The following is a 24930-nucleotide window of genomic DNA, read 5'->3' on the forward strand; positions in this document are numbered from 1 at the left end:
CGCGGCGTTAGCACGATCGGCCACCGCGCTGCCAGCGCGCAGATCAGACGATCCGGTGCCCGGCCGCGCGCAGACGTGCCGCCATCTCGGCGATATGGGCGGGCGTCGTTTCGCAGCACCCGCCGATGATCGTGGCTCCCATGTCCACCCAACGCATCGCGAAGTCGGCATAAAGCGCGGGCGTCATCTCGGGCCGGGCGTGCAGGACATCGACGGTGGGGCTGTCCTTCAGGAATTCCTTGGTGATCTGCTGGAAGCCGTTCGCATAGGCCCCGTAGGGCAGTCCAAGGGTCGAAAAGACTGCAAGCGCCGCCGCCATTGCCTCGGGCGCCGAGCAGTTGGCCAGCACCGCCGCCGCGCCGCCGTCGTACAGCACTGCGCCGAGGTTCTCCAGCGCCTCGCCAGAGCGCAGACGACTGCCGTCCTCGTCATCCACCGTGACCGACAGCCAGACCGGCCGCCCGTGCCCGCCCGCCCCGTCGAGAACCGCGCGCGCGTGGTCGAGCGAGGCGACCGTTTCGGCCAGGATCAGGTCGACGGCGGGGCTCAGCAAGGTGGCGATCTCGGCGTACTTCGCCACTGCCTCCGCATGAGGGGGATGGGCGTCAGGACGATAGGATGCCACAAGCGGGCCGATCGACCCGGCGATGCGGCCGCTGTCATGGCCTGCGCGCGCCGCCGCGGCCTCGGCCAGGGCCTGGGTATGAAGTGCTGCAAAGCGGTCCTCGATCCCCGCCTTCACCAGGCGGTCGCGGTGGATCGCATAGGTGTTCGTGGTCGCGACCGTGGCGCCGGCGCGGAAGTAATCCTCGTGCACCTGCCGGACCAGGCCGGGATGGTCGATCATCACCTGCGTCGACCACAGCGGCGTCGGCGCGTCACCGGACCGCGCCACCAGTTCCTGTCCCATGCCACCGTCAAGAAGCGTGACGTTTCCCATCTCTATCTTATCCCTCAATCAACAAGAAGCTTGCCGGCAAGCCCGGCGAAAAGCACCGCGGAGACCCGGTCAAGCACCCCCGCCCGCCGCGCGAGGAGGGTGCCGAACCGGCCGGCCAGCGCGCCGTAGCCCATGGTCACGATGGTGCCGGTTACCGTAAAGACACCGCCCAGCATCAGGATCTGCAGCCAGACGGGGCCGTATTGCGGATGCGCGAACTGCGGCAGGAAGGCCAGCACGAAAAGAGCAACCTTCGGATTGAGCGCATTTGTCACGAACCCGCGCCAGAGTGCACGCCCGGCCCCCCGCGCCCCGCGGGTGCCCGCAGCGATACCGCCACCGCGCCAGGACCGCCAGGCCAGCCACAGCAGATAGCCGGCACCCGCGTAGCGAATGGCCGTCAGCGCCGCGGGTTCCGCGGCGATCAGTGCCGACACGCCCACTGTCGCCAGCCCGACATGCCAAAGGCCGCCCAGCCCGACCCCCAGACCCGCCATCATCCCCGCGCGTGGCCCCCCCGCAAGGCCCGAAGCCGTCGCGAAGACGACGTCCGCACCCGGCGTCAGGTTCAGCACCAGCCCGGCCGCCAGAAAGGTCAGGAACTCCGGCAACGGATATTGGGCGAGAAGGTCGATCATGGCTACCAGTGAAACCGGGCGAGTTTCCCCACCCGTCCCCGATTGTACGTGTGCCGTCAAGCGCAAGCGGCGGGATTGACCGCGCCGCGCCGCGCTGAGAGTGTACCGGCGACGGATCGGGGGCGGACATGGATTTCGAGACGGTTTCGGCAGAGGATTTCGGTCGGGCGCTGAAGGGGCTTGGCCTCAACCTTCTCGTGCGCGATGCTGCGGCCGAGGCGTCGTTCCTTGCGGCAGTCTTCGGGATGACCGTCCACCGGCAAAGCCGCGACTTCGCGATCATGTCCTATCACGGACAGATCTTTCAGCTGCATTCGGACGGGACATTCGCCAGTCACCCCCTCTACGCCCTGCTGCCCGAGGCCGGGCCGCGCGGCGCGGGACTGGAGATTCGGCTTTATGAGACCGACCCCGACATCGCGGCAGCGCGGGCCGCGGCAGTTGCGGACGCGGTCGTCCTGCAAGAACCCAAGGACAAGCCGCACGGGCTGCGCGAATGCGTGATCATGTGCCCGAACGGCTATGCCTGGGTGCCCAGCCGGCGCATCTGACGGCCCGGGGCCTGCCCCGTCGGCCCGGGCCGTGCACTCACCATCGCGGGGCGCCGGGAAAGCTATCGTCAAGGTCGTAGTAGTCACCCTTCGAGCCGACGAAGATGTGATCTTCAAGCCGTCCGCCGGTGGCACCCAGCACTGACCCGGCCTCGATGGAGAACTCCCCGGCGACGGAGCGGAACCAGAGGCTTGATCCGCACGCCGTGCAGAACCCGCGCCGGCCACCGGCCGGGGTTTCGTATTCGCCAAGGGTTTCGCGACTTTGCCAGTCGATCTGGCCCTCATCCGCGTCGAAGGACGCCGCGTAGTGGCCCGAGAGCTTGCGGCACTGGATGCAGTGACATGCGGTGATCCCGCCCGCGGGGCCCGGCAGGCCAAACGCGACGCCACCGCAAAGGCAGCGGCAGTCGAGGCGCTGCACCCTGGCGGCGGGACGGGCCGGGGGTGCGCTGCCCGGCGTGTAATAGTCCCCCGCATCCTCGGCATGGATGTGTCGGGTCAGCTTCAGGCCCGTCGCCCCGTCGAAGGCGCCGGCCGCGACCGCCATCCGGGCCTCCGCCGCGGGTTTCCAGAAAAGGCTGGCGCCACAGCGCCGGCAGAACCCGCGCCGGGCGGCGGACGAACTCTCGAACCAGGCGAGCGTCCCTTCGGCGAGGAAGCGGAGCCGGTCAAGCGGCACGGAAGTCGCTGCCCAGTAGTGACCGCTGGTTCGGCGACACTGTCCGCAGTGGCAGGCCCAGACGTCGCGCAGGGGGCCCACCGTCTCGAAGCTCACGCCGCCGCAGAGGCAGCTGCCGTGCCGCAGGTCCATTCCATCCTCGCACCCGGTTTCCCCGCCGCATCATGCCGGAGAGAGCGGCCCGCCGGCAAGGCCGCGTCAGAGCCGCCCGAAGACCGACCGCAGGATCGCGGATAGCCCCTCGGCATCGGCGCGGGTGAAGGCGGACGGCTGATCGCTGTCGATGTCCAGCACCCCGATCAGGCGGCCGTCGCCCGCATGCACCGGCAGCACGATCTCGGACCGGGTCGAGGAGGAACAGGCGATGTGGCCGGGAAAGGCGTCCACGTCGTCGACAAGCTGCACCTCTCCGGTTCGCGCCGCCGCACCGCAGACCCCCTTCGAAAAGGGGATGACAAGGCAGCCGTGCCCGCCCTGGTAGGGGCCGATCTTCAGCACCGAAGTCGCGGTCACGCGGTAGAAGCCGGTCCAGTCGAACCGGTCGTCGGCGTGGTGCAGTTCGCACACGACCGTAGCCATCAAGGCAACCTCGTCGGTTTCGCCCGCGGTCAGGCTGTCAATGATCCTGCCGGTTTCGAGGTAGTCGATGGTCATACGTGGCCCCTTCCGAAAGCCGGGGGGCTGTCTGCCCCCCGGACCCCCCGAGGATACTTGCGAAAAGAAGAAGTCATGGGCGTTCGATCGCGATGGCCGTGCCTTCGCCGCCGCCAATGCAGATGGCGGCGAGGCCGCGCCGGAAGCCGCGCCGTTCGAGCGCGTTGAGAAGGGTCACGATGATGCGCGCGCCGGAGGCACCGATCGGGTGGCCGAGCGCGCAGGCGCCGCCGTTGACGTTCATCTTCTCGTGCGGGACGCCGAGTTCGCGCATGAAGGCCATGGGAACGACGGCGAAGGCCTCGTTCACCTCCCAGAGGTCGACATCCTTCACCGACCAGCCGAGGCGGTCGAGCAGCCTGCGCGCGGCGGGCACCGGCGCGGTGGGAAAGAGCGCCGGCGCCTGGGCATGGCTTGCGTGGCCAAGCACACGGGCGCGGATCGTCAGGCCGGCCGACTCTGCGGCCCGGCGCGAGGCCATCACGAGCGCCGCCGCGCCGTCGGAGATGGAGGAGGCGTTGGCGGCGGTCACGGTCCCGTCCTTGCGGAAGGCGGGTTTCAGGGTCGGTATCTTTTCGGGCCGGGCGGTCGCGGGCTGTTCATCGGCATCCACCAAGGTTTCGCCGGAGCGCGAAGCCACGGTGACCGGCGTGATCTCGCCCGAGAAGGCTCCGGTCGCCTGGGCCTGAATCGCGCGGGTCAGCGAGGCGAGCGCGTAGCTGTCCTGTTCGGCGCGGGAGAACTGGAACGCGCTGGCGCAATCCTCCGCGAAGGTGCCCATGAGGCGACCCCTGTCATAGGCGTCCTCCAGCCCGTCGAGGAACATATGGTCGATCGCCTGGGTATGACCAAGCCGCGCCCCGCCCCGCATCCGCGGCAGGAGATAAGGCGCATTCGTCATGCTCTCCATCCCGCCCGCGATCATGATGCCGGTCTGCCCGAGTGCGATCTGGTCGAAGGCGATCATGGCCGCCTTCATGCCTGACCCGCACATCTTGTTCAGCGTGGTCGCCGGCACCTCTTCGCCGAGGCCGGCGTGGAAACCGGCCTGTCGCGCGGGCGCCTGTCCCTGGCCTGCGGGAAGGACGCAGCCCATCAGCAGTTCCTCGACCTGGTCGGGGCGGGCGCCGGCGTCGGCCAGGGCGGCCCTGATCGCCGCACCGCCAAGAACCGCGGCCTCGGTCGTGGCAAAGGCGCCCTGGAACCCGCCCATGGCGGTGCGGGCGGCCCCAGCAATCACAACGTCCTGCATGAGATTTCCTTTCCGGTGCTGAGGGCAAAGACATACCGAATAGTAAGGATTGCCGTCTAGCCTGAGCGTGATGCGAGGTGTTCGGAGGCACGGATGAACCTGGAAGCGGCGGTGCTGGGCGACATGCTCGTGGTGCATGTCGACGCAGACCGGATCGATGCGGCCTGCGCGATCCAGTTCAAGGACCGGATGCGTGAGGTCGCGGCCGGCGCCCCGTCGCGCGTCGTCATGGATCTTGCCCGGGTGCGATTCGTCGACAGTTCGGGGCTGGGGGCGATCGTGGCGGTCATGAAGTTCCTGGCGCCGGCGCGCCGGCTGGAGCTTGCGGCGCTGACCGCGAACGTGGCCAAGGTTTTTCACCTGACGCGAATGGACAACGTTTTCACGATCCATGCAGAGGTGCCGGGAACCGGGATGGATCATGGCGGCTGATGCGGAGCTGCAGCGGAAGGCCGGCCCGAAGCAGGCCGGTTCGACCGGACGCCCGATCCGGTTCGTGGCAGAGGTCGAGGCACAACCACTGGCCGTCAGGATGCTGCTTTATGCGCTGCTCAAGCGGCTGGAGCATCACATCGGCCCGGCGGATGCCGGTTCGATCGAACTGGTTTTGGCCGAGATTCTCAACAACATCGTCGAGCACGCCTATGACGAGGGTCGCGCCGGCGCGCTCGAGGTCGTGGCGGAGCTGCGGCCTGCGGCGCTCGACTGCTGCGTGCGGGACTGGGGACGCCCGCTGCCGGATCACGCGATCCCGCTCGGTGGATTGCCCTCGACGGCGGTCGCGATCGAAGACCTGCCCGAAGGGGGATGGGGATGGGCACTGATCCGGGACGTGGCGCGCGACCTCCGCTATGGGCGCGAGGGGGAGTGCAACGTTCTGCAACTGGCGATCCCGCTCAGCTTCGATTGAATCGTCCCTGCCGTGCATCTCTGCCGCAATCATGCCCCATTTCGCTCAAAACTCGGCCCGATTGCCACGCGAGAGTGATCCTGTAGCTTCACAAGGCTTCCCTCGGCGTCGCGTTTAACAGCCCCCACCCATAGCGCGACGCCGAGGTCTTCCCTTTCATCGCAAGGACTCATAGCCTCCGCCCAGAAACGGAGGACATGATGCGCGATTTCCAGCTTCCCGGGCGATCCACGGTTCTGGCCACGGAAGGCATGTGCGCCACGTCGCATCCGCTGGCCGCGCAGGCGGCACTCAGGATTCTCCAGGATGGCGGAAACGCCGTCGATGCGGCGATCGCGGGGGCGGTTCTCCTCGGGTTTGCCGAACCGCAATCCTGCGGCATCGGCGGGGACTGCTTCGTCCTGCTGAAACCGGCGGGGGAGGAGCGAATCATCGCGCTCAACGGCTCCGGTCGCGCACCCGCGGGATTGTCTGCGGCCGATCTGCGCCATCGCGGTGTAGCCACCATCAGCACGGAATCGATCGAATCGGTCACTGTGCCCGGGGCGGTCGATGCGCTGTGCCGGTTGTCGGCGGACTGGGGCCGGGCCGGGCTTGGCGCCAGCCTTGCCCCCGCCATCCACTACGCGGACGCCGGGGTGCCCGTCGCCGCGCGCGTGGCCTTCGACTGGCCCGAGGCGGAAGACCGCCTGTCCGGCGCGGCACGGGCCTATTACCTCGACCAAGGCAAGGCGCTTCGCGTCGGGCAGATCTTCCGCTCACCCGGTCAGGCGGAGGTCTTGCGCCGCATTGCGCGTGAAGGGCGGGCAGGGTTCTATGAAGGCGCGGTTGCGGCCGACATGGTGGCATCGCTGCGTGCCGCGGGCGGTTGCCACACCGAGGCGGATTTCGCCGCCACCGCCTGCGCCTACTGCGACCCGGTCAGCGGCGATTATCGCGGCCATGAACTGGTGGAGCATCCGCCGAACGGCCAGGGCGCGACGGCCATCCTGATGTTGAACATCCTGTCGCATTTCGATCTGCCGTCGCTGGATCCGATGGGCGTAGAGCGCGCGCATCTGGAGGCCGAGGCTACCAAACTGGCCTATGACGCGCGCGACCGGTTCATCGCCGATCCGGATCACACCACCCGTCTGGGTCACATGCTGGCCCCCGAAACCGCGGCACGGCTGGCCGCGCTGATCAATCCCGCCAAAGCGATGGATCTGGTTTCCAGCAGGACGGAGGCGGTTCACCGCGACACCGTCTATATCACGGTCGTCGACCGCGACCGCATGGCGGTGTCGCTGATCTACTCCACCTACTGGGGCTTCGGCTCCGGGATCGCGTCGGAGAAGTTCGGCATCCTCTTCCAGAACCGGGGCGCGGGCTTCACGCTGACCGAGGGCCACCCCAACGAGGCGGGGGGAGGGAAGCGCCCCATGCACACGATCATCCCCGGCATGGTGCGCCGCAACGGCCGCGTGCTCATGCCCTTCGGCGTGATGGGAGGGGCCTACCAGCCCACCGGCCACGTCCGTTTCCTGACCAACCATCTCGACCACGGGCTGGACTTGCAGCAGGCGCTGGATGCGCCGCGTGCCTTTGCCGTCGATGGCGCGTTGAAACTGGAGCGCGGTTATGACGCAGCGGCGGCGGCACGGCTTGAGGAGATGGGCCACAAGGTCATTCGAGCTGACGAGCCCCTCGGGGGTGGACAGGCGATCCGCATCGAGGATTCGGGCGTTCTGATCGGTGCCTCCGACCCCCGCAAGGACGGTTGCGCGCTGGGCTACTAGGCTCAGTTCAGTTGAAAATGCAGGGAATAACGGCCATCCTCGAAGTCCCCGAACAGATCGGGAAGATCGGGATGACCAACCGGCCCCGCGGCCCCGTCGGGGATGAGGTTCTGTTCCGACACATAGGCGACGTAATAGCTTTCGTCGTTCTCGGCCAGAAGATGATAGAACGGCTGGTTCTTGGCAGGTCTGCTTTCTTCGGGGATCGCGTCATACCACTCCTCGGTATTCGAGAACATCGCGTCCACATCGAAGACCACGCCCCGGAATGTGTGCTTGCGATGCCTCAACACCTGACCAAGGTGATATTTCGCACTCGTCTTGAGCATAGATTTCGTCCCCATGCTGCCATAGCTACTCCCGTGGCGCCGCTGCTGTCCATCCTTGAAGCCGAATCACGCGGAAACAGTCTGTGAACGTCATCCTTACAGTCCTCCAGACGATCGCACCGGTGTTCCTGCTGGGCGCAGTCGGCTTCGCCTGGGTCCGGGCCGGTTTCGAGTACAAGGTCGAATTCGTGACCCGGTTGGCGATGACCTTGTCGGTCCCCTGCCTGATCTTCGTAGCCCTTATGAAGACGCGGATCGACCCGGCGGCGCTGACGACGGTCTCGCTGGCAGCACTCGCCGCCTATGCGGTCCTGACCGTCGTCTTCTGGGCGCTTGTCCGCGTCGCCGGGATGGATCAGCGCACCTATCTTGCGCCGATGATCTTCGGCAATACCGGCAACCTGGGCCTGCCGCTGGCGCTTTACGCATTCGGGGAGGCGGGTTTCGGCTACGCCGTCGTGATCTTTGCGGTGATGGCGATCCTGTCCTTCACCTTCGGCCTTTGGCTCGTCTCCGGCGGCGGCTCCCCGCTCCGGGTCCTGAGGGAGCCGATCGTCGGCGCGACGCTTCTGGGCGGGGTGTTCCTGTGGAACGGCTGGCAGACGCCCGCCTGGCTGACAAACACGCTCGAACTCGCCGGCCAGATGGCGATTCCGATGATGCTGATCACGCTCGGCGTCGCCATCGCCCGCCTGCATCCAAGCCGCTTCCTGCCGCCGCTCGGCCTCAGCCTGGTGCGGACGGTGATCTGCACAGCCGTCGCCTGGATGACCGGCCTTGGCCTTGGTCTTGAGGGCGTCGCCCTTGCCGTCCTGATCCTTCAGGTCGCCACCCCTGTCGCGGTCACCTCCTACATGATGGCCGAGAAATACGGCGCCGATGCGGACGCGGTGGCGGGCCTTGTCGTCGTCTCCACCATCGTGTCGATCGTCTCGATCCCGGCAACGCTCGGTTTCCTCGTCTGATGGCGACGGGATTGTGATTCCAACCGGCGCGCGAATTCGCTAAAATCGCCGGAAAAGAAAGAACGAGAGGCAGTATGAGCAGGTTTGTGTGCATCGCGCTGGTGATGCTGCTGGCGTCTTGTGGCGGCCACAGGGCGCCGCGCAATCTCGATGACGCCTGCGACATCGTCGATGAGCGGCCGGCCTATCTTCGGGCGATGAAGCGCACCGAAGACAAGTGGGGCGTTCCCGTCGCCGTGCAGATGGCGACGATCTACCAGGAGTCGAAGTTCATCGGCAACGCGAAGACGCCGCGCCGCTTTGCCCTGGGAATCATCCCGATGGGCCGGCAAAGCTCTGCCTATGGCTACAGCCAGGCGATCGACGGCACCTGGGAAGACTACCGCGCCGCGACCGGCCGCCGCGGTGCAAGCCGGACGGACATCGACGACGCGACCGACTTCATCGGCTGGTACATGGACCAGAGCGAGCGAAAGCTGGGCATCATGAAGTTCGACGCCACCAACCAGTACCTGGCCTATCACGAGGGGCAGTCGGGCTATTCCCGCGGGTCGCACCTTGGAAAGGCGTGGCTGCTGCGGGTGGCCGACGATGTCGGCACGCGGGCGCAGATGTACAACCAGCAGCTTTTCACCTGCGGCAAGCTCTAGGCGCGGTCAGTTCAGCCCGCGCCTGTTGACCTCGTAGCTGATCGAGAAGGCGGAGGGCTGGAACTTTCCGCCCGTCTTCAGATCATCGAGCACGACGGTCGTCCGGTTCCCGGTCTCGTCCGTCACGGTCCACTGGCGCAGCGCCAACGGGTCGGCGGAGAAGGCGAGCGTCAGCGTGCCGTATTCCGGATGGTCGGGGTCCTGCGCGATGACGGTGGTCAGCGGCCCGTCCTCGGCATGGCCCACGACCATCTTCGCGCGGGTCAGGTCGATATCTTTGCCCAGAATCAGGTTCAAGGGCGTCTTCGACAGCGGATACTGTTCGGGCGGCTGGTTCGACTTCGGGTCGAAGATGGCGAGCTGCCCGCCCGAAGCCAGGACGAGCGTGGCGTCGGGGGTGTATTCGAACCGCATCCGGCCGGGGCGCTGGATCAGCACGCGCCCCTCGGAGACGGAGCCGTCGGCATTCATCTGGGTGAAGGCCGCCTCGGCGGTGGAAAGGCCGTTGAGGTAACGCGAGATCTCCGCAAGCGACAGCTTCGCGGCGGCCGCGGGGCCGGCGGCAAGGACGAGGAGGGCGGCAAGGACATGCTTCATCATGCCCCCTATCTAGGGCCTTTCCCGCCGTTATGCCATAACGCCGGGGTGATATCGGCGGAAAGGGGGCGGGTCCGAGGGTGCGTGAGGGCACGCTCCTTACGCTTGATGCAGGTTGCTCGAATTCGCTAACTCCGCATTTTCGGAGGCCAGAACTGAAATCCTGTAATTTCCGTTGCTATCTGATCAATAAATTGACCCATTGCATGGTTGATGAATTCAACTAAGAGCCAGTTTGCTTGACCTGAGAGATGCCGGTCAAGACCTGCAGGATCATATCGCGAAAGCTCACTAAGACGATGCATGGCTGCGAACATCAAAGTAACGGTGTGCCGGGCCCCAACGTGATTGTTAGCAAGCTGTTTCTTTAAGTACCAAAGATCTCTCTCCCCGCCTATATTGACCACTACTCGCCTAGTAGTTCCATGATAATTTTGAAGCCGTTGAAGCGCTCGTTTCTTATCTTCTGAGTTTGTTCGACCGACATACCAATCAAAACGCTTCTTTCTTCTTACTAGCGTCTTACCGTCTGCGTCCCAGGTTTCGAAAGAATTAGGAAGGCTCCGAAGTGTACGCTGGTCTGAGAACCTTGGTACGATCTCAGCCTCAAACCACGCTTCTCGGGTCTTATCATGCCTAACGTACTTTGCGCTCTCGAGAGGTATAAACAGTTCTGCAGCGGAGGTAAAAGAGAGACAGAACGCGCGGTGTATAAAAGGAATGTTCCAAAGAATATCTCTTAACGAGTATTCAGCTGCAGTTGTACTTTCATTAAAGTAGCCACAAAGTGCGGGAAGAATACCTCCGTTCTGAAATTTCACCGTTTCATTCGCAAGTGACGCTCGAGCATCCTCCGATCTCTGGCCCGTCACCCCATGATGATCGCCGTGCTTTACCTTCTTGTGCTTAAGTAGAGCCTTACTTGCATTTAGAAAGGCGTAATAGATCGGTAGCGGGGCGGCTTCAGGGCTAAGTAATTCACTTGCTTCAGCAAATCTCCGAGCTTGCTGCCAATACGACAGAGCCTCCTTAGACTTCGCGCGCCTCAGCGAAAGCTCAACATACTGCCATGGGTCATTGCTGAGAACGTGCAACGCGCCGAAGTCCGGCGACGTTACGCCCTTGTGCATCCATATCCGCCGTTGACTAACCCTTAGCTGTTCTGGCAAATCGTCCCTCCGAAAAGTTGAATATCTGCCCGTAATTCATTAGTTCAAGCGTGCCAGTGCTCTCTTACTATCTCTTCTAGGCACACGTCATTATTGAGAAAAAAGTAACTTCTGCAACCAGAAAGTGTAGTACAAGGTGTGCTTGGCAATACGCAGGCTGACCCGCCCCCTCACCCCTCCGGCACCAGTATCTCCCGCTTGCCCACATGGTTCGCCGGGGACACCAGCCCCTGTTCCTCCATCTGCTCCACCAGGCGCGCGGCCTTGTTGTAGCCGATGCCGAGCTTCCTCTGGATGTAGGACGTGCTCACCTTGCGGTCGCGCAGGACGACCTGCACCGCCTGGTCGTAAAGCCCGTCGTCGCCGCCGTCCTGGCCAAGGCCGAGGACAAGGTCGATGTCGCCCTCCTTGTCCTCATCCGGCCCCTCGACCACGCCCGACATGTATTCCGGCGGGCCGAAGGACTTCAGGTGGGTCACGATCTCCTCCACCTCCTCGTCGCTGACGAAGGGGCCGTGGATGCGGGTGATGCGGGACCCGCCGGCCATGTAGAGCATGTCGCCCATGCCCAGAAGCTGTTCGGCCCCCATCTCGCCCAGGATGGTGCGGCTGTCGATCTTCGACGTGACCTGGAAGGAGATTCGGGTCGGGAAGTTCGCCTTGATCGTGCCGGTGATGACGTCGACCGAGGGGCGCTGCGTCGCCATGATCAGGTGGATGCCCGAGGCGCGCGCCATCTGGGCAAGACGCTGGATGCAGGCCTCGATCTCCTTGCCCGCGACCATCATCAGGTCGGCCATCTCGTCGACGATGACGACGATGTAGGGGATCGGCTTCGGCTCGATCTCCTCGGTTTCGAAGACGGGGTCGCCGGTTTCCTCGTCAAAGCCGGTCTGTACGGTGCGCTTGAAGGTCTCGCCGTTCGCCAGCGCCTCGCGCACGCGGCCGTTGTAGCCGTCGATGTTGCGCACGCCCATCTTCGACATCTTGCGGTAGCGCTCCTCCATCTCGCCCACCACCCACTTGAGCGCGACGACCGCCTTCTTGGGGTCGGTGACGACGGGGGAAAGGAGATGCGGGATGCCGTCGTAGACGGACAGTTCCAGCATTTTCGGGTCGATCATGATCAGCCGGCATTCCTCGGGCGAGAGCTTGTAGAGGAGCGAGAGGATCATGGTGTTGATGGCAACGGACTTGCCCGAGCCGGTGGTGCCCGCGATCAACAGGTGGGGCATCTTGGCGAGGTTCGCGACGACCGGTTCGCCGGAGATGTCCTTGCCAAGCGCAAGCGGCAGCCGGTGGTTACCGTCGCCGAAGTCACGCGCGGCGAGGATCTCGCGCAGCACTACCTTTTCGCGGTGGGCGTTCGGAAGCTCGATGCCGATGACCGAACGGCCGGGAACGGTCGAGACGCGAGCCGACAGCGCCGACATCGACCGCGCGATGTCGTCTGCAAGGCCGATGACCCGGCTGGCCTTCAGGCCCGGCGCGGGTTCCAGTTCGTACATGGTGACGACCGGGCCGGGGCGGACGGAAACGATTTCGCCCTTGACGCCGTAGTCGTCAAGCACGCTTTCCAGCATCCGGGCGTTCTCCTCCAACGCCTCGTCGGAAAGCTGGTGGCGCTGGATCGAGACCGGATTGGTCAGCAGTGACAGGGGCGGCAGTTCGTAGACCGGGCCGGACGGCTCATCGAAACGGAGCCGGGGCTGTGCTTCGGCCATCGCCTGGCGCGAGGGCGCGGCGGCCTTGCGGTCGGAGTGCTGGACCACGCGGCGCGGTTCGGACCGGGGCAGTGACAGCGGGCTGCCGTGCTCGACAAGGTCGAGGTCGTCGTAGTCCTCGTCTTCAGCCGCCTCAAGCATCTGGCGCGCTGTGAGGGGCGGTTCGGCCGGAAGCGTTGCGCCCGAAGGCGAAGGCGCCGTCACCACAGGCTCGGCACGCGCAAAGCCCGGTTCGACCCGATCTGCAGCCTGCGGCACGGAGCGGGCGCTGCTCTGCCCGGTGCGCAGTTTCACGGCGTCGGCGATCCGCTCGCGGATGCGGTCGGCGCTCGGCGCTTCGCCGGTCCAGGCCAGTCGACCCGTGTCGCGCTCGACCAGTTCCGGCTCAAGCCGCGCGCCCGCGTCCGGCCCGCTGCGCAGCATGGCACCCACGCGCGCGAAGATCCCCGTCCGCGCCGCGGCTTCGGCGGCCGGCGCAGCGACTGCGGAGGGGGCTGCAAACCTTGGCTCTGCCCGCAGGATGCCGGCGTTGCGATGGCGGACGGGTGCGACGTCGTTTTCGTCGCCCTCATGCTGCGCGTCGTCATTCCGGCTGCGTCGCCGCTCGTTCAGGGCTTGCGCACCCTTGAGCGAGGCAACCGCCCCGCGGCCCAGCATCCGCAGGACCCAGTCATATCCCACGATGGTACCCACGAGCAGGAATCGCGCGATCCGCGCAAGCTCTCGCCGGTCAAAGCCCAGCACGAAGGCCATCATGGCAACCGCAGCGATGCCGATCACGGCCGATACGATCTTGAGCGCCAGCCCCGCGTCCAGCGGCGCGATCCCGAGGACGGCGCCCAGAACCGTATCGCCGAACAGCCCGCCCAGCCCGAAGCTGTGCAGCCAGCCCGCGCCCGGCGCATGGGTCGAGGCGTAGACGGACAGGACCGCGATGGCGATCGGGGTGAAGATCGCCCGGGACAGCGCCCGTTCCTCGCCCGCATGCGCGACGAAGCGCACGCCCCAGACGGCGAAGGCCAGCGCAAGCCCCCAGGCCCCATAGCCCGCGATCACATAGAGCGGCGAGGCGACGGCGGCACCGAACCGGCCAAGCAGGTTCCGCGCGGGTTCGTCGGTGGCGGCAAGCCAGCTGGGATCGTCAGGGCTGTAGCTGCCGATGATCATCGCCGTCGCGATCCCCATCGCCAGAAGGGCGATGCCCAGCAGTTCCTTCCCCCGCCGCTCGATCGCGGCCTGGGTGTGCTGGTCCAGAAGCGGATCGCGCTGCCGTGCCTGATAGGATGCCATCTTTACCCGTCCTCAACCGTAAAGGCAGTCGCGAAGCCGCGTAAGCCCGCGCTGCATTTCTTCTTTCGGAGCCACCATCGCGACACGGATGTAGCCTTTGCCCGGATTTTCGCCCCCGACCTCACGCGCGAGATAGGCGCCGGGCAGGACCCGGACCCCGGTTTCCTGCCAGAGCCTCAGCGCCGCTGTCTCTCCGTCCTCGACCGGAAGCCAGAGGAAGAAGCCGCCATCAGGCCCGCGATAGGCTTGCAGGCCCGAGAAGATCTGATCGGCGATGTGGAACTTCTCGTGATAAAGCGCGCGGTTTTCCTCCACATGCGCTTCGTCTGCCCAGACCCGTTCGGACACGCGCTGGATCGGCAGGGGCAGGGGCGCGCCGCCGTAGTTGCGCAACTGGCGGAACCGCGCGATCGACTGCGATCCGCCCGCGACGAAGCCCGACCGCAGGCCGGGGAGGTTGGACCGCTTCGAAAGCGAATGGAAGACCGCGACCTTTTCGGGATCCGTGCCGGTTTCGGCGGCCACCTCAAGGGCGCCCGGTGGCGGTGCGGAACGCCAGATCTCCGAATAGCATTCGTCGGCCAGAAGCGTGAAGCCGTGCCGTTCGGCGAGCGCCAGCAGGTCCGCCAGATAGTCGCATGGGGCGATCGACCCCTGCGGGTTGGCGGGCGAACACAGATAGGCCAGCGCCACCCGATCCAGCGTCGCGGCCGGCAGGCCGGCATAGTCGGGCAGGAACCCGGTGGACGCAGTCGCCGGGACATAGATCGGTTCCGCCCCGACGCTGAGTGCCGCGGCGGCGTAGACCTGATAGAAGGGATTGGGCATCAGGACGACGGGGCGCCTGCCCGCCTTCGTCTCGGGGCAAAGCGCCAGACAGGCGTCGAACAGTCCCTCGCGCGTGCCGTTCAGGACCATCAGCCGCTCAGGGCCGAGACGGGCGCCATAACGCCGCGCGATCCAGGCGGAAATCGCCGCCAAAAGCTCCGGCGTGCCCTCGTTCGGGGGGTACTGGCCAAAGCCCTGGAGGTTCGCCGCCAGGACCTCGCCCACGAAGGGGGGCATCGGGTGGCGCGGTTCGCCGATGGTCATCGCGATCGGCTCGCCGCCCGGTTGATGGACGTCAAGCAGCTTCCGCAGGCGCGGAAACGCGTAATCAGGCAGGTTCGAAAACCGCTCGGGGAACGCCATTCATGCCTCAACTGCCGGGGTCATTGCGCCCCGTTTGACATCAAGTCTAGCCAAACCGGTTGGCCCGGTCCAGAAAAAGCGCCGGATTCCCGCCGGTTGTTCCCTGCGATTGTGGCATTTCAGCCGGCCCGCTCAGGCCAAAGCTGCTTCTGCCGCCGCGCCCAGACGCAGCAGCCGTTCCTCTGCCATGGGCGGCGCAAGCAGCGTGATCCCGCACGAGGGAATCCCCGTGGGCAAGGTCAGCCCGCACAGCCCCATGAGGTTGCCGATCCGCGTGTTGCGCAGGCCAAGCAGATTTTCGGCCGCGAAATAGTCCGGGTCCGACAGAAGCCGCTCCCGGTCCGGGGGCAGGATCGGCGATGTCGGGGTCAGGACTGCGTCATAGCCCGCGGTGCGCGCGTTCCAGAATGCGCGCAACTCGCGCAGCCGGCGCCAGCCGGCAACATACTCCGCACCGCTGAACCGCTTGCCCAGGCGGAAACGTTCCCGAACGGGTTCGAACATCCGATCTGGTTCCGCCTCGATCCGCTCGGCCCAGGTTCCGTAGGCTTCGGTGGTGAACAGAAGGCCCGCAAGGCCGTGCGCTTCCGCCAGTTCGGGCGCGGTGCCGGTTTCGACGGCAGCACCGGCGTTCTGAAGGCGGGCGACCGCGTTCTCGAAGGCAGAAAGCGGCGCTTCGCGGCAATCCGCAAGCGCCACGGTTTCCATGATCAGGAACCGCGCACCCCGCAACGTAGCCCCGCGAAGGTCGGCAGGGCGAGAGCCGTCCATCGCGGCCAGGAGCAGGGCCGCATCCTCGACCGTGCGGCACAAGGGGCCGACCGTATCGAAACTTTCGCACAGGGGAACCACGCCGGTCAGCGGCAGGCGACCGCTTGTCGTCTTCAGCCCCACGAGGTCGTTCCAGGCGGCCGGTATGCGAACCGATCCCCCCGTGTCGGACCCGATGCCTGCGGCGGCCAGGCCGAAGGCGACCGACGCTGCGGCGCCCGAGGAGGAACCGCCCGGCGCCAGCGCGGGGTCGTTCACGTTGGGCGGCGTCGCTGTCATCGGGTTCACGCCCAGCCCCGAAAAGGCCAGTTCCGTCATATGCGTCTTGCCAAGGCAGACCAGGCCTTGAAGGGTGGCCCGTCTCAGCACCTCGGCATCGGCGTGGGGTACCCGACCCTCCAGCAGGCGCGAACCGGCCTCGGTCGCCGTTCCCGCCGTGTCGAAGAGATCCTTCCACGAGATCGGAACGCCGTCGAGCGGCGAAAGCCGGTGCCCCGCGCGCGCCCTGGCGCTTGCGGCCTCTGCCTCGGCCAGGGCGCGGGCCTCTGTCGTGCGCGCATAGATGAGGTGGCCTGCGTCATGTTCGCGGATCGCGTCCAGATAGGTGGCCGTCAGGTCCACCGGGTCGATCTCCCCCGTCCCGATGGCCCGTCCAAGGTCGCCCGCGCTCATCTCCCGCCAGTCCGTCATTCCGCCCTCCGTCCGATCTTCGCCGGAACGGTAGCGGCAAGGCGGCGCATGGACAATCCCGCCCGGACGGGGATATCTGGTGCCATGAACTTCGACGCGGATGTGATCATTGTCGGCGGCGGGCTGAACGGCCCCGCCCTCGCGCTTGCGCTGGCACGGGCGGGACTGTCCGTCATCGTTGTCGATGCCCAGCCCGCGCGGGCCCGGGCCGAGTCGGCCTTCGACGGCCGCGCCTATGCCCTGGCCATCGCGTCCAAGCGCCTGCTTGCCGCGGTCGGCGTCTGGGACCGGGTGGCGGACAAGGTGCAACCGATCCTCGAGATCAAGGCCAGCGACGGTCGCCCCGGCGAAGGTGCGGCACCCTTCTTCCTGCATTTCGACAGCGCCGAGATCGAGGAAGGCCCGATGGGCTTCATGCTCGAGGACCGCCACCTCTACGCGGCCTTCCTCGACGCCATGGGCCAGACCGCCGGGATCATCCACATCCCGGCAACCTCGGTCATGGACCAGGCGGCGGATGCTGCGGGCGTGACGGTCACGCTGTCGGATGGGCAGGCCCTGCGCGGTCGCCTGATCGCCGGATGCGACGGCCGGCAGTCGGGCACCGCAAGCCGCGCGGGCATCGGCCGGACCGGGTGGAGCTATGGCCAGACCGCTCTGGTCTGCGCGGTCGCGCACGACCGGCCCCACCATGGCATCGCACAACAGTTCTTCATGCCGACCGGCCCGCTGGCCATCCTTCCCCTGCCGGGCAACCGGTCCTCGATCGTCTGGAGCGAGACCGAGGAGAATGCGCGCGTCATCGCGGCGCTGGACGACGATGCCTTCATGGCGGTGCTGCGCCCCCGGTTCGGCGACTATCTTGGCGATATCCGGCTGGCCGGGGCGCGATTCACCTATCCCCTGAACCTGACGCTTGCCGACCGCTACGTGGCGCCCCGCGTGGCGCTGGTGGGCGATGCTGCGCACGGTGTCCACCCGATCGCGGGGCAGGGCCTGAACCTCGGCTTCCGCGACGTGGCGGCCCTGGCAGAGGTGCTGGTGGCCGCGAAAAGGCGGGGCGAGGATATCGGCGCCGAAGAGGTTCTGGAACGTTACGAAAGCTGGCGGCGGTTCGATTCGACGACGCTCGCGCTTGGCATGGATACCGTCAACAAACTCTTTTCCAACGACAATCCGCTGTTGCGCGCAGCACGCGATCTGGGCATGGGCGCGGTGAATGCCCTGCCGCCCCTGCGCCGTGCGTTCATCCGCCAGGCCGCGGGGCTTTCCGACGATCTGCCGAAACTGCTGAGCGGCCGGGCGCTCTGACGGCGCGCCGTCACTCCAGTTCCCGCGCCTCGTCGACCAGCATGATCGGAATGCCGCCACGGATCGGAAAGGCGAGCTTCGCCGCGCGCGAGACAAGCTCCTGCGCCTCCGCGTCGTAGGTCAGCGTGGTGTGGGTCAGCGGGCAGACGAGCGCCTCGAGCATGCGACGGTCGATGCGGATTTCGTCGATCATTGCATGCGCTCCTCTCCGCCGCCGCGCAGAGCGTATTCCATCAGCGTCACCAGCGTCTCGCGCCGCGTGACCAGAGTCGGCGCCTCCAGGAGCGCCTGCTTGTCTTCCGGTTCAAGCGGGCAGAGGATCGACAGCGCGTTGATCAGCATCTCGTCCTCGGCCTCCTTCAGGCTTCCCCAGTCGGTCGAAAGCCCCTCGGCCGCGAAATAGCGCGACAGCAGCGCCAGAAAGGACTCGCGGTCGAACTGCGGATCCTCCTCGGCCGGGCCGCGGTCACGCTCGAAGGGCGACCAGTCCACCTCGGCGCGGCGATAGGGCATGAAGCCGCCCAGCTCCGAGACGACGCGAAAGCGCGAAACGCCGGACAGCGTGATCATGTAGCGCCCGTCCTCGGTTTCCTGGAATGCGGTGACGCGGCCTGCGCAGCCGATCGAGGAAAGGGTCTCGCCCCCGCCCGGTGTGGGGCGGGGCTGGATCATGCCGATCAGGCGTTCGCGCGACTTCAGCGCATCGTCCAGCATGGCAAGATAGCGCGGCTCGAAGATATGAAGCGGCAGGCGCGCCCGCGGCAGCAGAAGCGCCCCCGGCAGGGGAAAGATCGGGATCACTCCGGGCAGGTCCGCAAGCGTGGACATCGGTCCCCCAGTCCCTTTCGGACGGCTCAGGCGAAGATCAGCGACGACAGCTTGCGCCGGCCCTTCTGAACGATCGGGTCATTCGGCTTCAGCGCGTCGAAAATCTTGAAAAGCTGGGTCTTGGCAGCGCCACCGTTCCAGTCGCGGTCGCGGCGGAACAGTTCCAGCAACTCCTCTACCGCGCCCTCGACCTTGCCGGCGGCATGAAGCGCCAGCGCGAGATCATAGCGCGCCTGATGGTTGTCGGGTTCGGCAAGGACGAGGTTGAGAAGTTCGGCGACCGGGCCCGCATTGGCGGCCTGATGGGCCAGCTCCAACTGCGCACGGGCGGCCTCCACCTGCTGCGACTTCGCGATGGCGGCGGGGGCCGCCGCCAGCAGCCCCTGGGCCTGGTCGTGATTGCCAAGGGCCAGATGCGCGCGCACCAGCCCACCATAGGCCGCGGCATTCTCCGGCTCTTCACCCAGGATGGCGGCAAAGGTCTCGGCCGCGCCCACCGCGTCACCCTCGGCCAGCATCGCCTCGGCCGCCTCGATCGCCTCTCCCAGACCGCCATCGCCGGCAAGGCCGGACAGCTTGTCGACGAAGGCCTTGATCTCCGACCCCTGGATCGCGCCCTGGAAGCCGTCCACCGGCCGCCCCTGCCAGAAGGCATAGACGGTCGGGATCGACTGGATCCTCAGCTGCGACGCGATCATCTGGTTCTCGTCGACGTTGACCTTGACCATGCGGACCTTGCCGCGCGCCGCGGTCACGGCCGCCTCGAGCGCGGGGCCAAGCGTCTTGCACGGGCCGCACCAGGGTGCCCAGAAGTCGACAATGACGGGCACGTCCTTGCTGGCCTCGATGACGTCCGTCATGAAGTTGGCTTCGTTCGTGTCGCGGATCAGGTCCGCCGGTGCCGCAGCCGGTTTCTGGCCGAATTCGAGCATGACTGCCCCCCGTTGAATGCGTGTCGTCCCCTATATGAGCGCAAGCAGCGGAAAGGCCAAGGGGGTGCGTCAGCGCAGCTTGCGCAGGATCTCCAGGCTGGCGTAGCCGTCCGGGATCATGCCGATCGACCGCTGGAAGGCGCGGACGGCGGCAACGGTGTTTGGACCGATCTTGCCATCGACCCCGCCCGTGTCGAACCCGGCCTTTGTCAGCCGCTCCTGCAATTCCCTGCGCTCATCCAGGACAAGGGCGCGGTCCTCGCGCGGCCATGTGGCCTGAATCGGCGGGCCGCCCGCGATGCGGTCGGAAAGATGGCCCACCGCGATCACATAGGCGTCGGCGGCGTTGTAGCGCTCGATCGCGTGGAAGTTCGGGAAGATCATGAAGGCCGCGCCGCGCGCGCCGGCCGGCATCAGGATCGAGGCCGGGCCATGGTCGCCGACCGTGCGCCCGGCAGAATCGCGCACGCCGAGCGCGGCCCAGTCGGCGGCGGATTTCTTCACCTTCTCGCCCGTCAGCCCATAGTCGAACCCGGCCGGAAGCCGAACCTCGACCCCCCAGGGCTGGTCCTTGCGCCAGCCCGACCGCGCCAGATAGGCGGCGGTGGAGGCCAGCGCGTCGGCCGGGTCGTCCGACCAGATGTCGCGCTTGCCATCGCCGGTGAAGTCCACCGCGAAGGACAGGTAGGACGTCGGGATGAACTGGGTATGACCCATGGCACCTGCCCAGCTTCCGGTCATGTGGCGCACGTCCACGTCGCCGGACTGAAGGATCTTCAGCGCCGCGATCAGTTGGCTTTCGAAGAAGCGGCCGCGCCGACCGTCATAGGCCAGCGTCGCCAGCGCCTCGATCAGCGGGACGTCACCCCGGATCTCGCCATAGGCGCTTTCCAGGCCCCAGACGGCGACGACGACCTCCTTCTCGACGCCATACGCCTTCTCGATCCGTTCCAGAAGCTTGCGATGTTTCCTGAGCGCCTTGATCCCGTTGTCGATGCGGTTTTCCGAAACCGCACTGTCGAGATAGTCCCAGATCGCCTTGGTGAACTCGGCCTGATTGCGGTCCTTCTCGATCACGTAGGTGTTGTAGGAGATATCCCGGAAGGCGCGGTCGAGGACGGTTTGCGATATGCCCTGCGCCATCGCACGGCCGCGGAATCCGGCAATCCAGCGGTCAAATCCCAGATTGGCCGAAGCCGGGACAATCGATTCTGGCCCGCCCAAGATTCCCCCTCCGGTCGCTTCGGTGACCATCCCGACGCCCGCCGCATTCGCGCCAGCGCCCGTGGCCGTCAAGAAAGCTGCAAGGCAGCATGCCGCATGTTTCATGGATACCGCTCGTCGCCTGTTTTGCAGGAATCGTAGCGGCATTCGGCGCCTGTGGAAAGTGCCGGACACGCGGGCCGGCGACAGCCTGCCGGGATCAGCGGCGGCGGCGTTCCGCCTTGCGGCTCAGCTTTGCGGTCTTCGCCTTGTCCGCCCCCGCGCGCCGCATGACGCGCTTGCCGCGCCTGGCAGAGGCGCCGCCGGGCCGGCCCTGCCCCTCGATTTCGAGCAGCTCCAGCATCAGCCCGCCCGTCACCGGCACCGCCTCGGCAAGGCGGACGGTCACGCGCTGGCCGATGCCGATGACAAGGCCGCTGTCCGCGCCGGTCAGGGTCTGGGCGCTGGCGTCGTAATGGAAGAACTCGCGCCCCAGCGTGCGGATCGGGATCAGGCCGTCGGCCCCGGTCTCATCCAGCCGCACGAAGCAGCCGAACCGGGCGATGCCGCTGATCCGGCCCGCGAACTCGTTGCCGACCCGGTCGGCCAGATAGGCGGCCAGATAGCGGTCGCTGGTGTCGCGTTCGGCCGCCATCGACCGGCGCTCGGTCTCCGAAATATGGGTCGCCGTGTCTTCCAGATCCTCTATGTCCCGCTGAGACAGCCCGTCCCGGCCCCAGCCATGGGCCAGGATCAGCGCGCGATGCACGATCAGGTCGGAATAGCGCCGGATGGGCGAGGTGAAATGGGCGTAGGATGTCAGCGCCAGCCCGAAGTGCCCGAGGTTCGCCGGGTGATAGTAGGCCTGCTGCATCGAGCGCAGCGTGGTGATGTTCAAAAGCTCGTCGAACTCGCTGCCCTCGGCCTGTGCCAGCAGGCGGTTCAGATGCGCGGTCTTCAGCACCTGCCCCTTGGCGAGCGTGAAGCCCGAGGCTTCCGCCACCTCGCGCAGCGCGTCCAGCTTTTCGGGCGAAGGCTCTTCGTGCACGCGGAACAGAAGCGGGCGGCGCAGCCGGATCAGTTCCTCGGCGGCGGCCACGTTGGCGAGGATCATGAACTCCTCGATCAGGCGGTGCGCGTCGAAGCGGTCGCGGAAGGCGACTGACTTGACGTGCCCGTCCTCGCCGATCTCGATCTTGCGCTCGGGCAGGTCAAGATCCAGCGGCTGACGCATCGCCCGGGCGGCCTTCGTCGCCTCGTAAGCCGCATAAAGGGGGGCGATGACCTCTTCCATCAGGGTGGCGCAGCGGTCGTTCGGGCGGCCGTCGCGGGCCTCCTGCACTTCGGAGTAGTTCAGGCTTGCCACCGACCGGATCATGGCGCGGGTGAAGCGGTGGCTGACCTTGCGGCCCTTGCTGTCAAGCTTCATCCAGACCGCGATGACCGGCCGCACGACCCCTTCGTGAAGCGAGCAGAGGTCACCTGACAGGCGCTCCGGCAGCATCGGCACGACGCGGTCGGGGAAGTAGGTGGAATTGCCGCGGCGGCGCGCCTCCCGGTCCAGCGCGGACTGCGGAGTGACATAATGGGCGACGTCGGCGATGGCGACCCAGACGATGTGACCCCCTTCGTTCTTCGCATCCTCGTCCGGGTGGGCAAAGCAGGCGTCGTCGTGATCGCGTGCGTCGGCCGGGTCAATGGTCACGAAGGGCAGGTGCCGCAGGTCTTCCCTGTCGCCCAAAGCGGCGGGCGTGGCGCCGTCGGCCTCCGCGATGGCGTCGTCAGGAAAGTCGTCCGGAATGCCGTGCTGGTGAATCGCGATCAGCGATACGGCGCGTGGCGCGGCCGGGTCGCCCAGCCGTTCGACGATGCGGGCGCGCGGCAGGCCCATGCGGGCCTTCGGACCGGACTGCTCCGCCTCGACCAGTTCGCCGTCCCGGGCGTCCAGCGTCGCACCGGGCGCGACCATCCATTCCAGATCCGCGCCCTTGTCGATCGGCACGATGCGCCCGCCTTCCGCCCCCTTGCGGAAGATGCCGAGGATACGGTGCGGGTTGGTGCCCAGCTTGCGGATCAGCGCCGCCTCGTATCCATGATCCTCGTCCGCGACCTCGGTGATCCGGGCCAGGACGCGGTCCCCCTCGCCCACCGCAGCATCGCCCTTCCTGGGGCGGAAAAGCACGCGCGGCACGGGGCCTTCGCCCTGCCATTCGACCGGGCGGGCAAAGATGTCTCCGTCGCGGTCGGGGGCAAGGATGGTCAGCATCGCCACGGGGGGCAGCTTCGTCGGGTCGCGGAAGCTGCGGCGGCGGCGCTCGATGGCGCCGTCCTCCTCAAGCTCCTTGAGCAGACGCTTCAGGTCGATCCGCGCCGCCCCCTTGATCCCGAACGCCTTGGCGATGTCGCGCTTGGCGGCTGTGCCGGGATGTTCGGCGATCCAGGCCAGGATTTCGGCTTTGGTGGGCAGGGTTTTCATGCCCCGCGCCTAACATAGCCCGGCCGCGGCGTCATGCGGAAAGCGCAGGCGCCTCAGGCGAAGTAATCGTGCAGGATGCGGGAATAGATCGCCTTGAGCTGCCGGATATCCTCGACCGGCACACGCTCGTCGACCGCATGCATCGTCCGGCCGACCAGGCCGAACTCCACCACCGGGCAGTGATCCTTGACAAAGCGCGCGTCCGACGTGCCGCCCGAAGTGGACAGCACCGGCTCGCCCCCGGTCTTCGCCTTGACCGCGCCCGCCACAAGCCGCACGAACTCACCCGGCGGGGTCAGGAAGCTTTCGCCCGACACGTCCACCTCCATCGCGAAGGTCACGCCGGTGTCCGCCGTCACCCGATCGGCTTCGGCCCTCAGCCGGTCCATCAGACTGCGGGAACTGTGCGCGTCATTGAAGCGGATGTTGACCCGCCCGACGGTGCGCGCGGGGATGACGTTCGACGCGGTGTTGCCGGTGTCGATGGTGGTGATGGCCAGGGTCGAGGCATCGAAATGCTCCGTCCCTTCGTCAAGCGGCGCCGACGCGAGGCGGTCGAAAAGCCGGACCAGCGCATGCAGCGGATTCTTCGCGCGGTGGGGATAGGCGGAGTGTCCCTGCACCCCTTGCGCCGTGAAGGTCACCGTCATCGAGCCGCGGCGGCCGATCTTCATCATCTCGCCCATGCGGTCGGGGCAGGTGGGTTCGCCCACAAGGCAGACCGACATCGCTTCCCCCCGCGACTTCATCCAGTCGAGAAGCGCCACGGTCCCGTCCTTCGAGGGCCCCTCCTCATCGCCCGTGATGGTCAGGATCAAGGCGCCGTCGGGCGGCGTGCCGCAGACGAAATCCACCGCGGCGGCGACGAAGGCCGCCACGCCCGACTTCATGTCGGTGGCCCCGCGCCCCCACAGGAAACCTTCGGAAATCTCGCCGCCGAACGGGTCGCGGGTCCAGGCGGCGCGGTCGCCCACGGGCACCACATCGGTGTGGCCGTTGAAGCCGAAGGTCCGGTTGGCGCCCTTCCTGCCCCAGCGCGCGAACAGGTTGGGCGTGCCGTTGCGATCCACCCGCACGCAGTCGAAACCGGCCTCGCCCAGCAGGTCCGCCAGAAGCTGAAGCGCACCGCCTTCCTCCGGCGTGACGGAGGGGCAGCGGATCAGGCGGGCGGTCAGGTCAACCGGATCGACTGGGGAAATCGGGGCTGATCGTGTGTCGGTCATGGCTCGTTCCTCGGCGTTGAAGACAGGGTTAGCTGCTTCGGCACAGATCGGCAATTGGCATGCGCCTGTTGCAGGGGTGTCACCATTGATGCCGCGCAAGCCCGCAGCGCAACTGCCGCGATTCACAAACGGAACGGCTGGCTGCATAGTCGGGAACGACCGAAGGGTGAGGAAAC

24 protein-coding genes are annotated in these 24930 nt (G+C 66.6%); 7 read left to right on the plus strand and 17 right to left on the minus strand.

Annotation, left to right across the window (positions count from 1 at the left end; genetic code table 11):
• Positions 1-43: 43 nt before the first annotated feature.
• Both N5I32_RS16840 and N5I32_RS16845 read right to left on the minus strand, forming a co-directional pair.
• The gene (locus tag N5I32_RS16840) at positions 44-940 is read right to left on the minus strand and encodes a homocysteine S-methyltransferase family protein (RefSeq protein WP_261497075.1); all 897 of its coding nucleotides are present in this window, start codon (positions 938-940) and stop codon (positions 44-46) included.
• A gap of 14 nt (positions 941-954) precedes the next feature.
• Entirely contained in the window at positions 955-1578 is a 624-nt protein-coding gene (locus N5I32_RS16845; RefSeq protein WP_261497076.1) for a LysE family translocator, read from the minus strand.
• Positions 1579-1706: 128 nt separating this feature from the next.
• On the opposite strand from N5I32_RS16845, the gene N5I32_RS16850 reads away from it, so the two are divergent.
• A complete protein-coding gene (locus N5I32_RS16850; RefSeq protein ID WP_261497077.1) occupies positions 1707-2129 on the plus strand; it encodes a glyoxalase in 423 nt (140 codons plus the stop codon).
• A 37-nt stretch (positions 2130-2166) separates the two neighbouring features.
• Here the strand turns inward: N5I32_RS16850 and N5I32_RS21360 are convergent, their stop codons facing one another.
• From N5I32_RS21360 to N5I32_RS16870, 3 genes are all read right to left on the minus strand, one after another.
• Positions 2167-2943 carry a GFA family protein gene (locus N5I32_RS21360; RefSeq protein WP_369414341.1) on the minus strand — a complete coding sequence of 259 codons (777 nt, stop codon included), beginning with the start codon at positions 2941-2943 and terminating at the stop codon, positions 2167-2169.
• 66 nt (positions 2944-3009) lie between these two features.
• On the minus strand, positions 3010-3465 hold the full coding sequence (locus N5I32_RS16865; RefSeq protein ID WP_261497078.1) for a free L-methionine (R)-S-oxide reductase MsrC: 456 nt from the start codon (positions 3463-3465) through the stop codon (positions 3010-3012).
• 73 nt (positions 3466-3538) lie between these two features.
• Positions 3539-4717 (minus strand): thiolase family protein, encoded by a 1179-nt coding sequence (locus N5I32_RS16870; RefSeq protein WP_261497079.1) that lies wholly within the window; start codon positions 4715-4717, stop codon positions 3539-3541.
• 93 nt (positions 4718-4810) lie between these two features.
• On the opposite strand from N5I32_RS16870, the gene N5I32_RS16875 reads away from it, so the two are divergent.
• The 3 genes from N5I32_RS16875 (at position 4811) to N5I32_RS16885 (ending at position 7405) form a co-directional block, all read left to right on the plus strand.
• Complete coding sequence (locus N5I32_RS16875) at positions 4811-5149, plus strand: STAS domain-containing protein (protein ID WP_261497080.1); 339 nt, start codon at positions 4811-4813, stop codon at positions 5147-5149.
• Positions 5139-5627 carry an ATP-binding protein gene (locus tag N5I32_RS16880; RefSeq protein WP_261497081.1) on the plus strand — a complete coding sequence of 163 codons (489 nt, stop codon included), beginning with the start codon at positions 5139-5141 and terminating at the stop codon, positions 5625-5627. The genes N5I32_RS16875 and N5I32_RS16880 overlap by 11 nt, the downstream gene beginning before the upstream one ends.
• Positions 5628-5827: 200 nt before the next feature.
• Entirely contained in the window at positions 5828-7405 is a 1578-nt protein-coding gene (locus N5I32_RS16885; RefSeq protein ID WP_261497082.1) for a gamma-glutamyltransferase family protein, read from the plus strand.
• Between the two features lie 2 nt (positions 7406-7407).
• On the opposite strand, the gene hspQ is transcribed toward N5I32_RS16885, so the two are convergent.
• The gene (gene hspQ / locus N5I32_RS16890; protein WP_261497083.1) at positions 7408-7734 is read right to left on the minus strand and encodes a heat shock protein HspQ; all 327 of its coding nucleotides are present in this window, start codon (positions 7732-7734) and stop codon (positions 7408-7410) included.
• Positions 7735-7817: 83 nt separating this feature from the next.
• Between hspQ and N5I32_RS16895 the strand changes: the two genes are divergently transcribed.
• Positions 7818-8699 carry an AEC family transporter gene (locus N5I32_RS16895; protein ID WP_261497084.1) on the plus strand — a complete coding sequence of 294 codons (882 nt, stop codon included), beginning with the start codon at positions 7818-7820 and terminating at the stop codon, positions 8697-8699.
• 74 nt (positions 8700-8773) lie between these two features.
• Positions 8774-9349 carry a transglycosylase SLT domain-containing protein gene (locus N5I32_RS16900; RefSeq protein ID WP_261497085.1) on the plus strand — a complete coding sequence of 192 codons (576 nt, stop codon included), beginning with the start codon at positions 8774-8776 and terminating at the stop codon, positions 9347-9349.
• Between the two features lie 6 nt (positions 9350-9355).
• On the opposite strand, the gene N5I32_RS16905 is transcribed toward N5I32_RS16900, so the two are convergent.
• From N5I32_RS16905 to N5I32_RS16925, 5 genes are all read right to left on the minus strand, one after another.
• Complete coding sequence (locus tag N5I32_RS16905; protein ID WP_261497324.1) at positions 9356-9946, minus strand: LolA family protein; 591 nt, start codon at positions 9944-9946, stop codon at positions 9356-9358.
• A 128-nt stretch (positions 9947-10074) separates the two neighbouring features.
• On the minus strand, positions 10075-11076 hold the full coding sequence (locus tag N5I32_RS16910; RefSeq protein ID WP_261497086.1) for a YaaC family protein: 1002 nt from the start codon (positions 11074-11076) through the stop codon (positions 10075-10077).
• 209 nt (positions 11077-11285) lie between these two features.
• The gene (locus N5I32_RS16915; RefSeq protein ID WP_261497087.1) at positions 11286-14129 is read right to left on the minus strand and encodes a DNA translocase FtsK; all 2844 of its coding nucleotides are present in this window, start codon (positions 14127-14129) and stop codon (positions 11286-11288) included.
• 12 nt (positions 14130-14141) lie between these two features.
• Positions 14142-15320, minus strand: coding sequence for an aminotransferase class I/II-fold pyridoxal phosphate-dependent enzyme (locus N5I32_RS16920; protein WP_261497088.1), 1179 nt, complete (start codon positions 15318-15320; stop codon positions 14142-14144).
• Between the two features lie 132 nt (positions 15321-15452).
• Positions 15453-16781: an amidase gene (locus N5I32_RS16925; RefSeq protein ID WP_261497089.1), complete on the minus strand. Its 1329-nt coding sequence runs from the start codon at positions 16779-16781 to the stop codon at positions 15453-15455.
• A 48-nt stretch (positions 16782-16829) separates the two neighbouring features.
• Between N5I32_RS16925 and N5I32_RS16930 the strand changes: the two genes are divergently transcribed.
• A complete protein-coding gene (locus N5I32_RS16930; RefSeq protein WP_439648213.1) occupies positions 16830-18092 on the plus strand; it encodes an FAD-dependent oxidoreductase in 1263 nt (420 codons plus the stop codon).
• A gap of 10 nt (positions 18093-18102) precedes the next feature.
• On the opposite strand, the gene N5I32_RS16935 is transcribed toward N5I32_RS16930, so the two are convergent.
• From N5I32_RS16935 to dapE, 6 genes are all read right to left on the minus strand, one after another.
• Entirely contained in the window at positions 18103-18285 is a 183-nt protein-coding gene (locus tag N5I32_RS16935) for a Trm112 family protein (RefSeq protein ID WP_261497091.1), read from the minus strand.
• Complete coding sequence (locus tag N5I32_RS16940; protein ID WP_261497092.1) at positions 18282-18920, minus strand: LON peptidase substrate-binding domain-containing protein; 639 nt, start codon at positions 18918-18920, stop codon at positions 18282-18284. The genes N5I32_RS16935 and N5I32_RS16940 overlap by 4 nt, the downstream gene beginning before the upstream one ends.
• A gap of 26 nt (positions 18921-18946) precedes the next feature.
• Positions 18947-19852 (minus strand): thioredoxin, encoded by a 906-nt coding sequence (gene trxA / locus N5I32_RS16945; RefSeq protein WP_261497093.1) that lies wholly within the window; start codon positions 19850-19852, stop codon positions 18947-18949.
• A gap of 69 nt (positions 19853-19921) precedes the next feature.
• A complete protein-coding gene (locus N5I32_RS16950) occupies positions 19922-21106 on the minus strand; it encodes a lytic murein transglycosylase (RefSeq protein ID WP_261497325.1) in 1185 nt (394 codons plus the stop codon).
• A gap of 169 nt (positions 21107-21275) precedes the next feature.
• Positions 21276-23531 (minus strand): ribonuclease R, encoded by a 2256-nt coding sequence (gene rnr, locus N5I32_RS16955; protein WP_261497094.1) that lies wholly within the window; start codon positions 23529-23531, stop codon positions 21276-21278.
• 53 nt (positions 23532-23584) lie between these two features.
• Positions 23585-24754 (minus strand): succinyl-diaminopimelate desuccinylase, encoded by a 1170-nt coding sequence (gene dapE, locus N5I32_RS16960; protein WP_261497095.1) that lies wholly within the window; start codon positions 24752-24754, stop codon positions 23585-23587.
• Positions 24755-24930 lie beyond the last annotated feature (176 nt).

Origin of the sequence: Albidovulum sediminis, assembly GCF_025380365.1 — a bacterium.
In the GTDB taxonomy this organism is placed as follows: domain Bacteria; phylum Pseudomonadota; class Alphaproteobacteria; order Rhodobacterales; family Rhodobacteraceae; genus Albidovulum; species Albidovulum sediminis.

Coding starts and splice junctions, on each gene's coding strand:
- N5I32_RS16840 (WP_261497075.1), bottom strand. CDS start 940: ATGGGAAACGTCACGCTTCTTGACGGTGGCATGGGACAGGAACTGGTG.
- N5I32_RS16845 (WP_261497076.1), bottom strand. CDS start 1,578: ATGATCGACCTTCTCGCCCAATATCCGTTGCCGGAGTTCCTGACCTTT.
- N5I32_RS16850 (WP_261497077.1), top strand. CDS start 1,707: ATGGATTTCGAGACGGTTTCGGCAGAGGATTTCGGTCGGGCGCTGAAG.
- N5I32_RS21360 (WP_369414341.1), bottom strand. CDS start 2,943: ATGGACCTGCGGCACGGCAGCTGCCTCTGCGGCGGCGTGAGCTTCGAG.
- N5I32_RS16865 (WP_261497078.1), bottom strand. CDS start 3,465: ATGACCATCGACTACCTCGAAACCGGCAGGATCATTGACAGCCTGACC.
- N5I32_RS16870 (WP_261497079.1), bottom strand. CDS start 4,717: ATGCAGGACGTTGTGATTGCTGGGGCCGCCCGCACCGCCATGGGCGGG.
- N5I32_RS16875 (WP_261497080.1), top strand. CDS start 4,811: ATGAACCTGGAAGCGGCGGTGCTGGGCGACATGCTCGTGGTGCATGTC.
- N5I32_RS16880 (WP_261497081.1), top strand. CDS start 5,139: ATGGCGGCTGATGCGGAGCTGCAGCGGAAGGCCGGCCCGAAGCAGGCC.
- N5I32_RS16885 (WP_261497082.1), top strand. CDS start 5,828: ATGCGCGATTTCCAGCTTCCCGGGCGATCCACGGTTCTGGCCACGGAA.
- hspQ (WP_261497083.1), bottom strand. CDS start 7,734: ATGCTCAAGACGAGTGCGAAATATCACCTTGGTCAGGTGTTGAGGCAT.
- N5I32_RS16900 (WP_261497085.1), top strand. CDS start 8,774: ATGAGCAGGTTTGTGTGCATCGCGCTGGTGATGCTGCTGGCGTCTTGT.
- N5I32_RS16905 (WP_261497324.1), bottom strand. CDS start 9,946: ATGAAGCATGTCCTTGCCGCCCTCCTCGTCCTTGCCGCCGGCCCCGCG.
- N5I32_RS16910 (WP_261497086.1), bottom strand. CDS start 11,076: ATGCACAAGGGCGTAACGTCGCCGGACTTCGGCGCGTTGCACGTTCTC.
- N5I32_RS16915 (WP_261497087.1), bottom strand. CDS start 14,129: ATGGCATCCTATCAGGCACGGCAGCGCGATCCGCTTCTGGACCAGCAC.
- N5I32_RS16920 (WP_261497088.1), bottom strand. CDS start 15,320: ATGGCGTTCCCCGAGCGGTTTTCGAACCTGCCTGATTACGCGTTTCCG.
- N5I32_RS16925 (WP_261497089.1), bottom strand. CDS start 16,781: ATGACGGACTGGCGGGAGATGAGCGCGGGCGACCTTGGACGGGCCATC.
- N5I32_RS16930 (WP_439648213.1), top strand. CDS start 16,830: ATGGACAATCCCGCCCGGACGGGGATATCTGGTGCCATGAACTTCGAC.
- N5I32_RS16935 (WP_261497091.1), bottom strand. CDS start 18,285: ATGATCGACGAAATCCGCATCGACCGTCGCATGCTCGAGGCGCTCGTC.
- N5I32_RS16940 (WP_261497092.1), bottom strand. CDS start 18,920: ATGTCCACGCTTGCGGACCTGCCCGGAGTGATCCCGATCTTTCCCCTG.
- trxA (WP_261497093.1), bottom strand. CDS start 19,852: ATGCTCGAATTCGGCCAGAAACCGGCTGCGGCACCGGCGGACCTGATC.
- N5I32_RS16950 (WP_261497325.1), bottom strand. CDS start 21,106: ATGGTCACCGAAGCGACCGGAGGGGGAATCTTGGGCGGGCCAGAATCG.
- rnr (WP_261497094.1), bottom strand. CDS start 23,531: ATGAAAACCCTGCCCACCAAAGCCGAAATCCTGGCCTGGATCGCCGAA.
- dapE (WP_261497095.1), bottom strand. CDS start 24,754: ATGACCGACACACGATCAGCCCCGATTTCCCCAGTCGATCCGGTTGAC.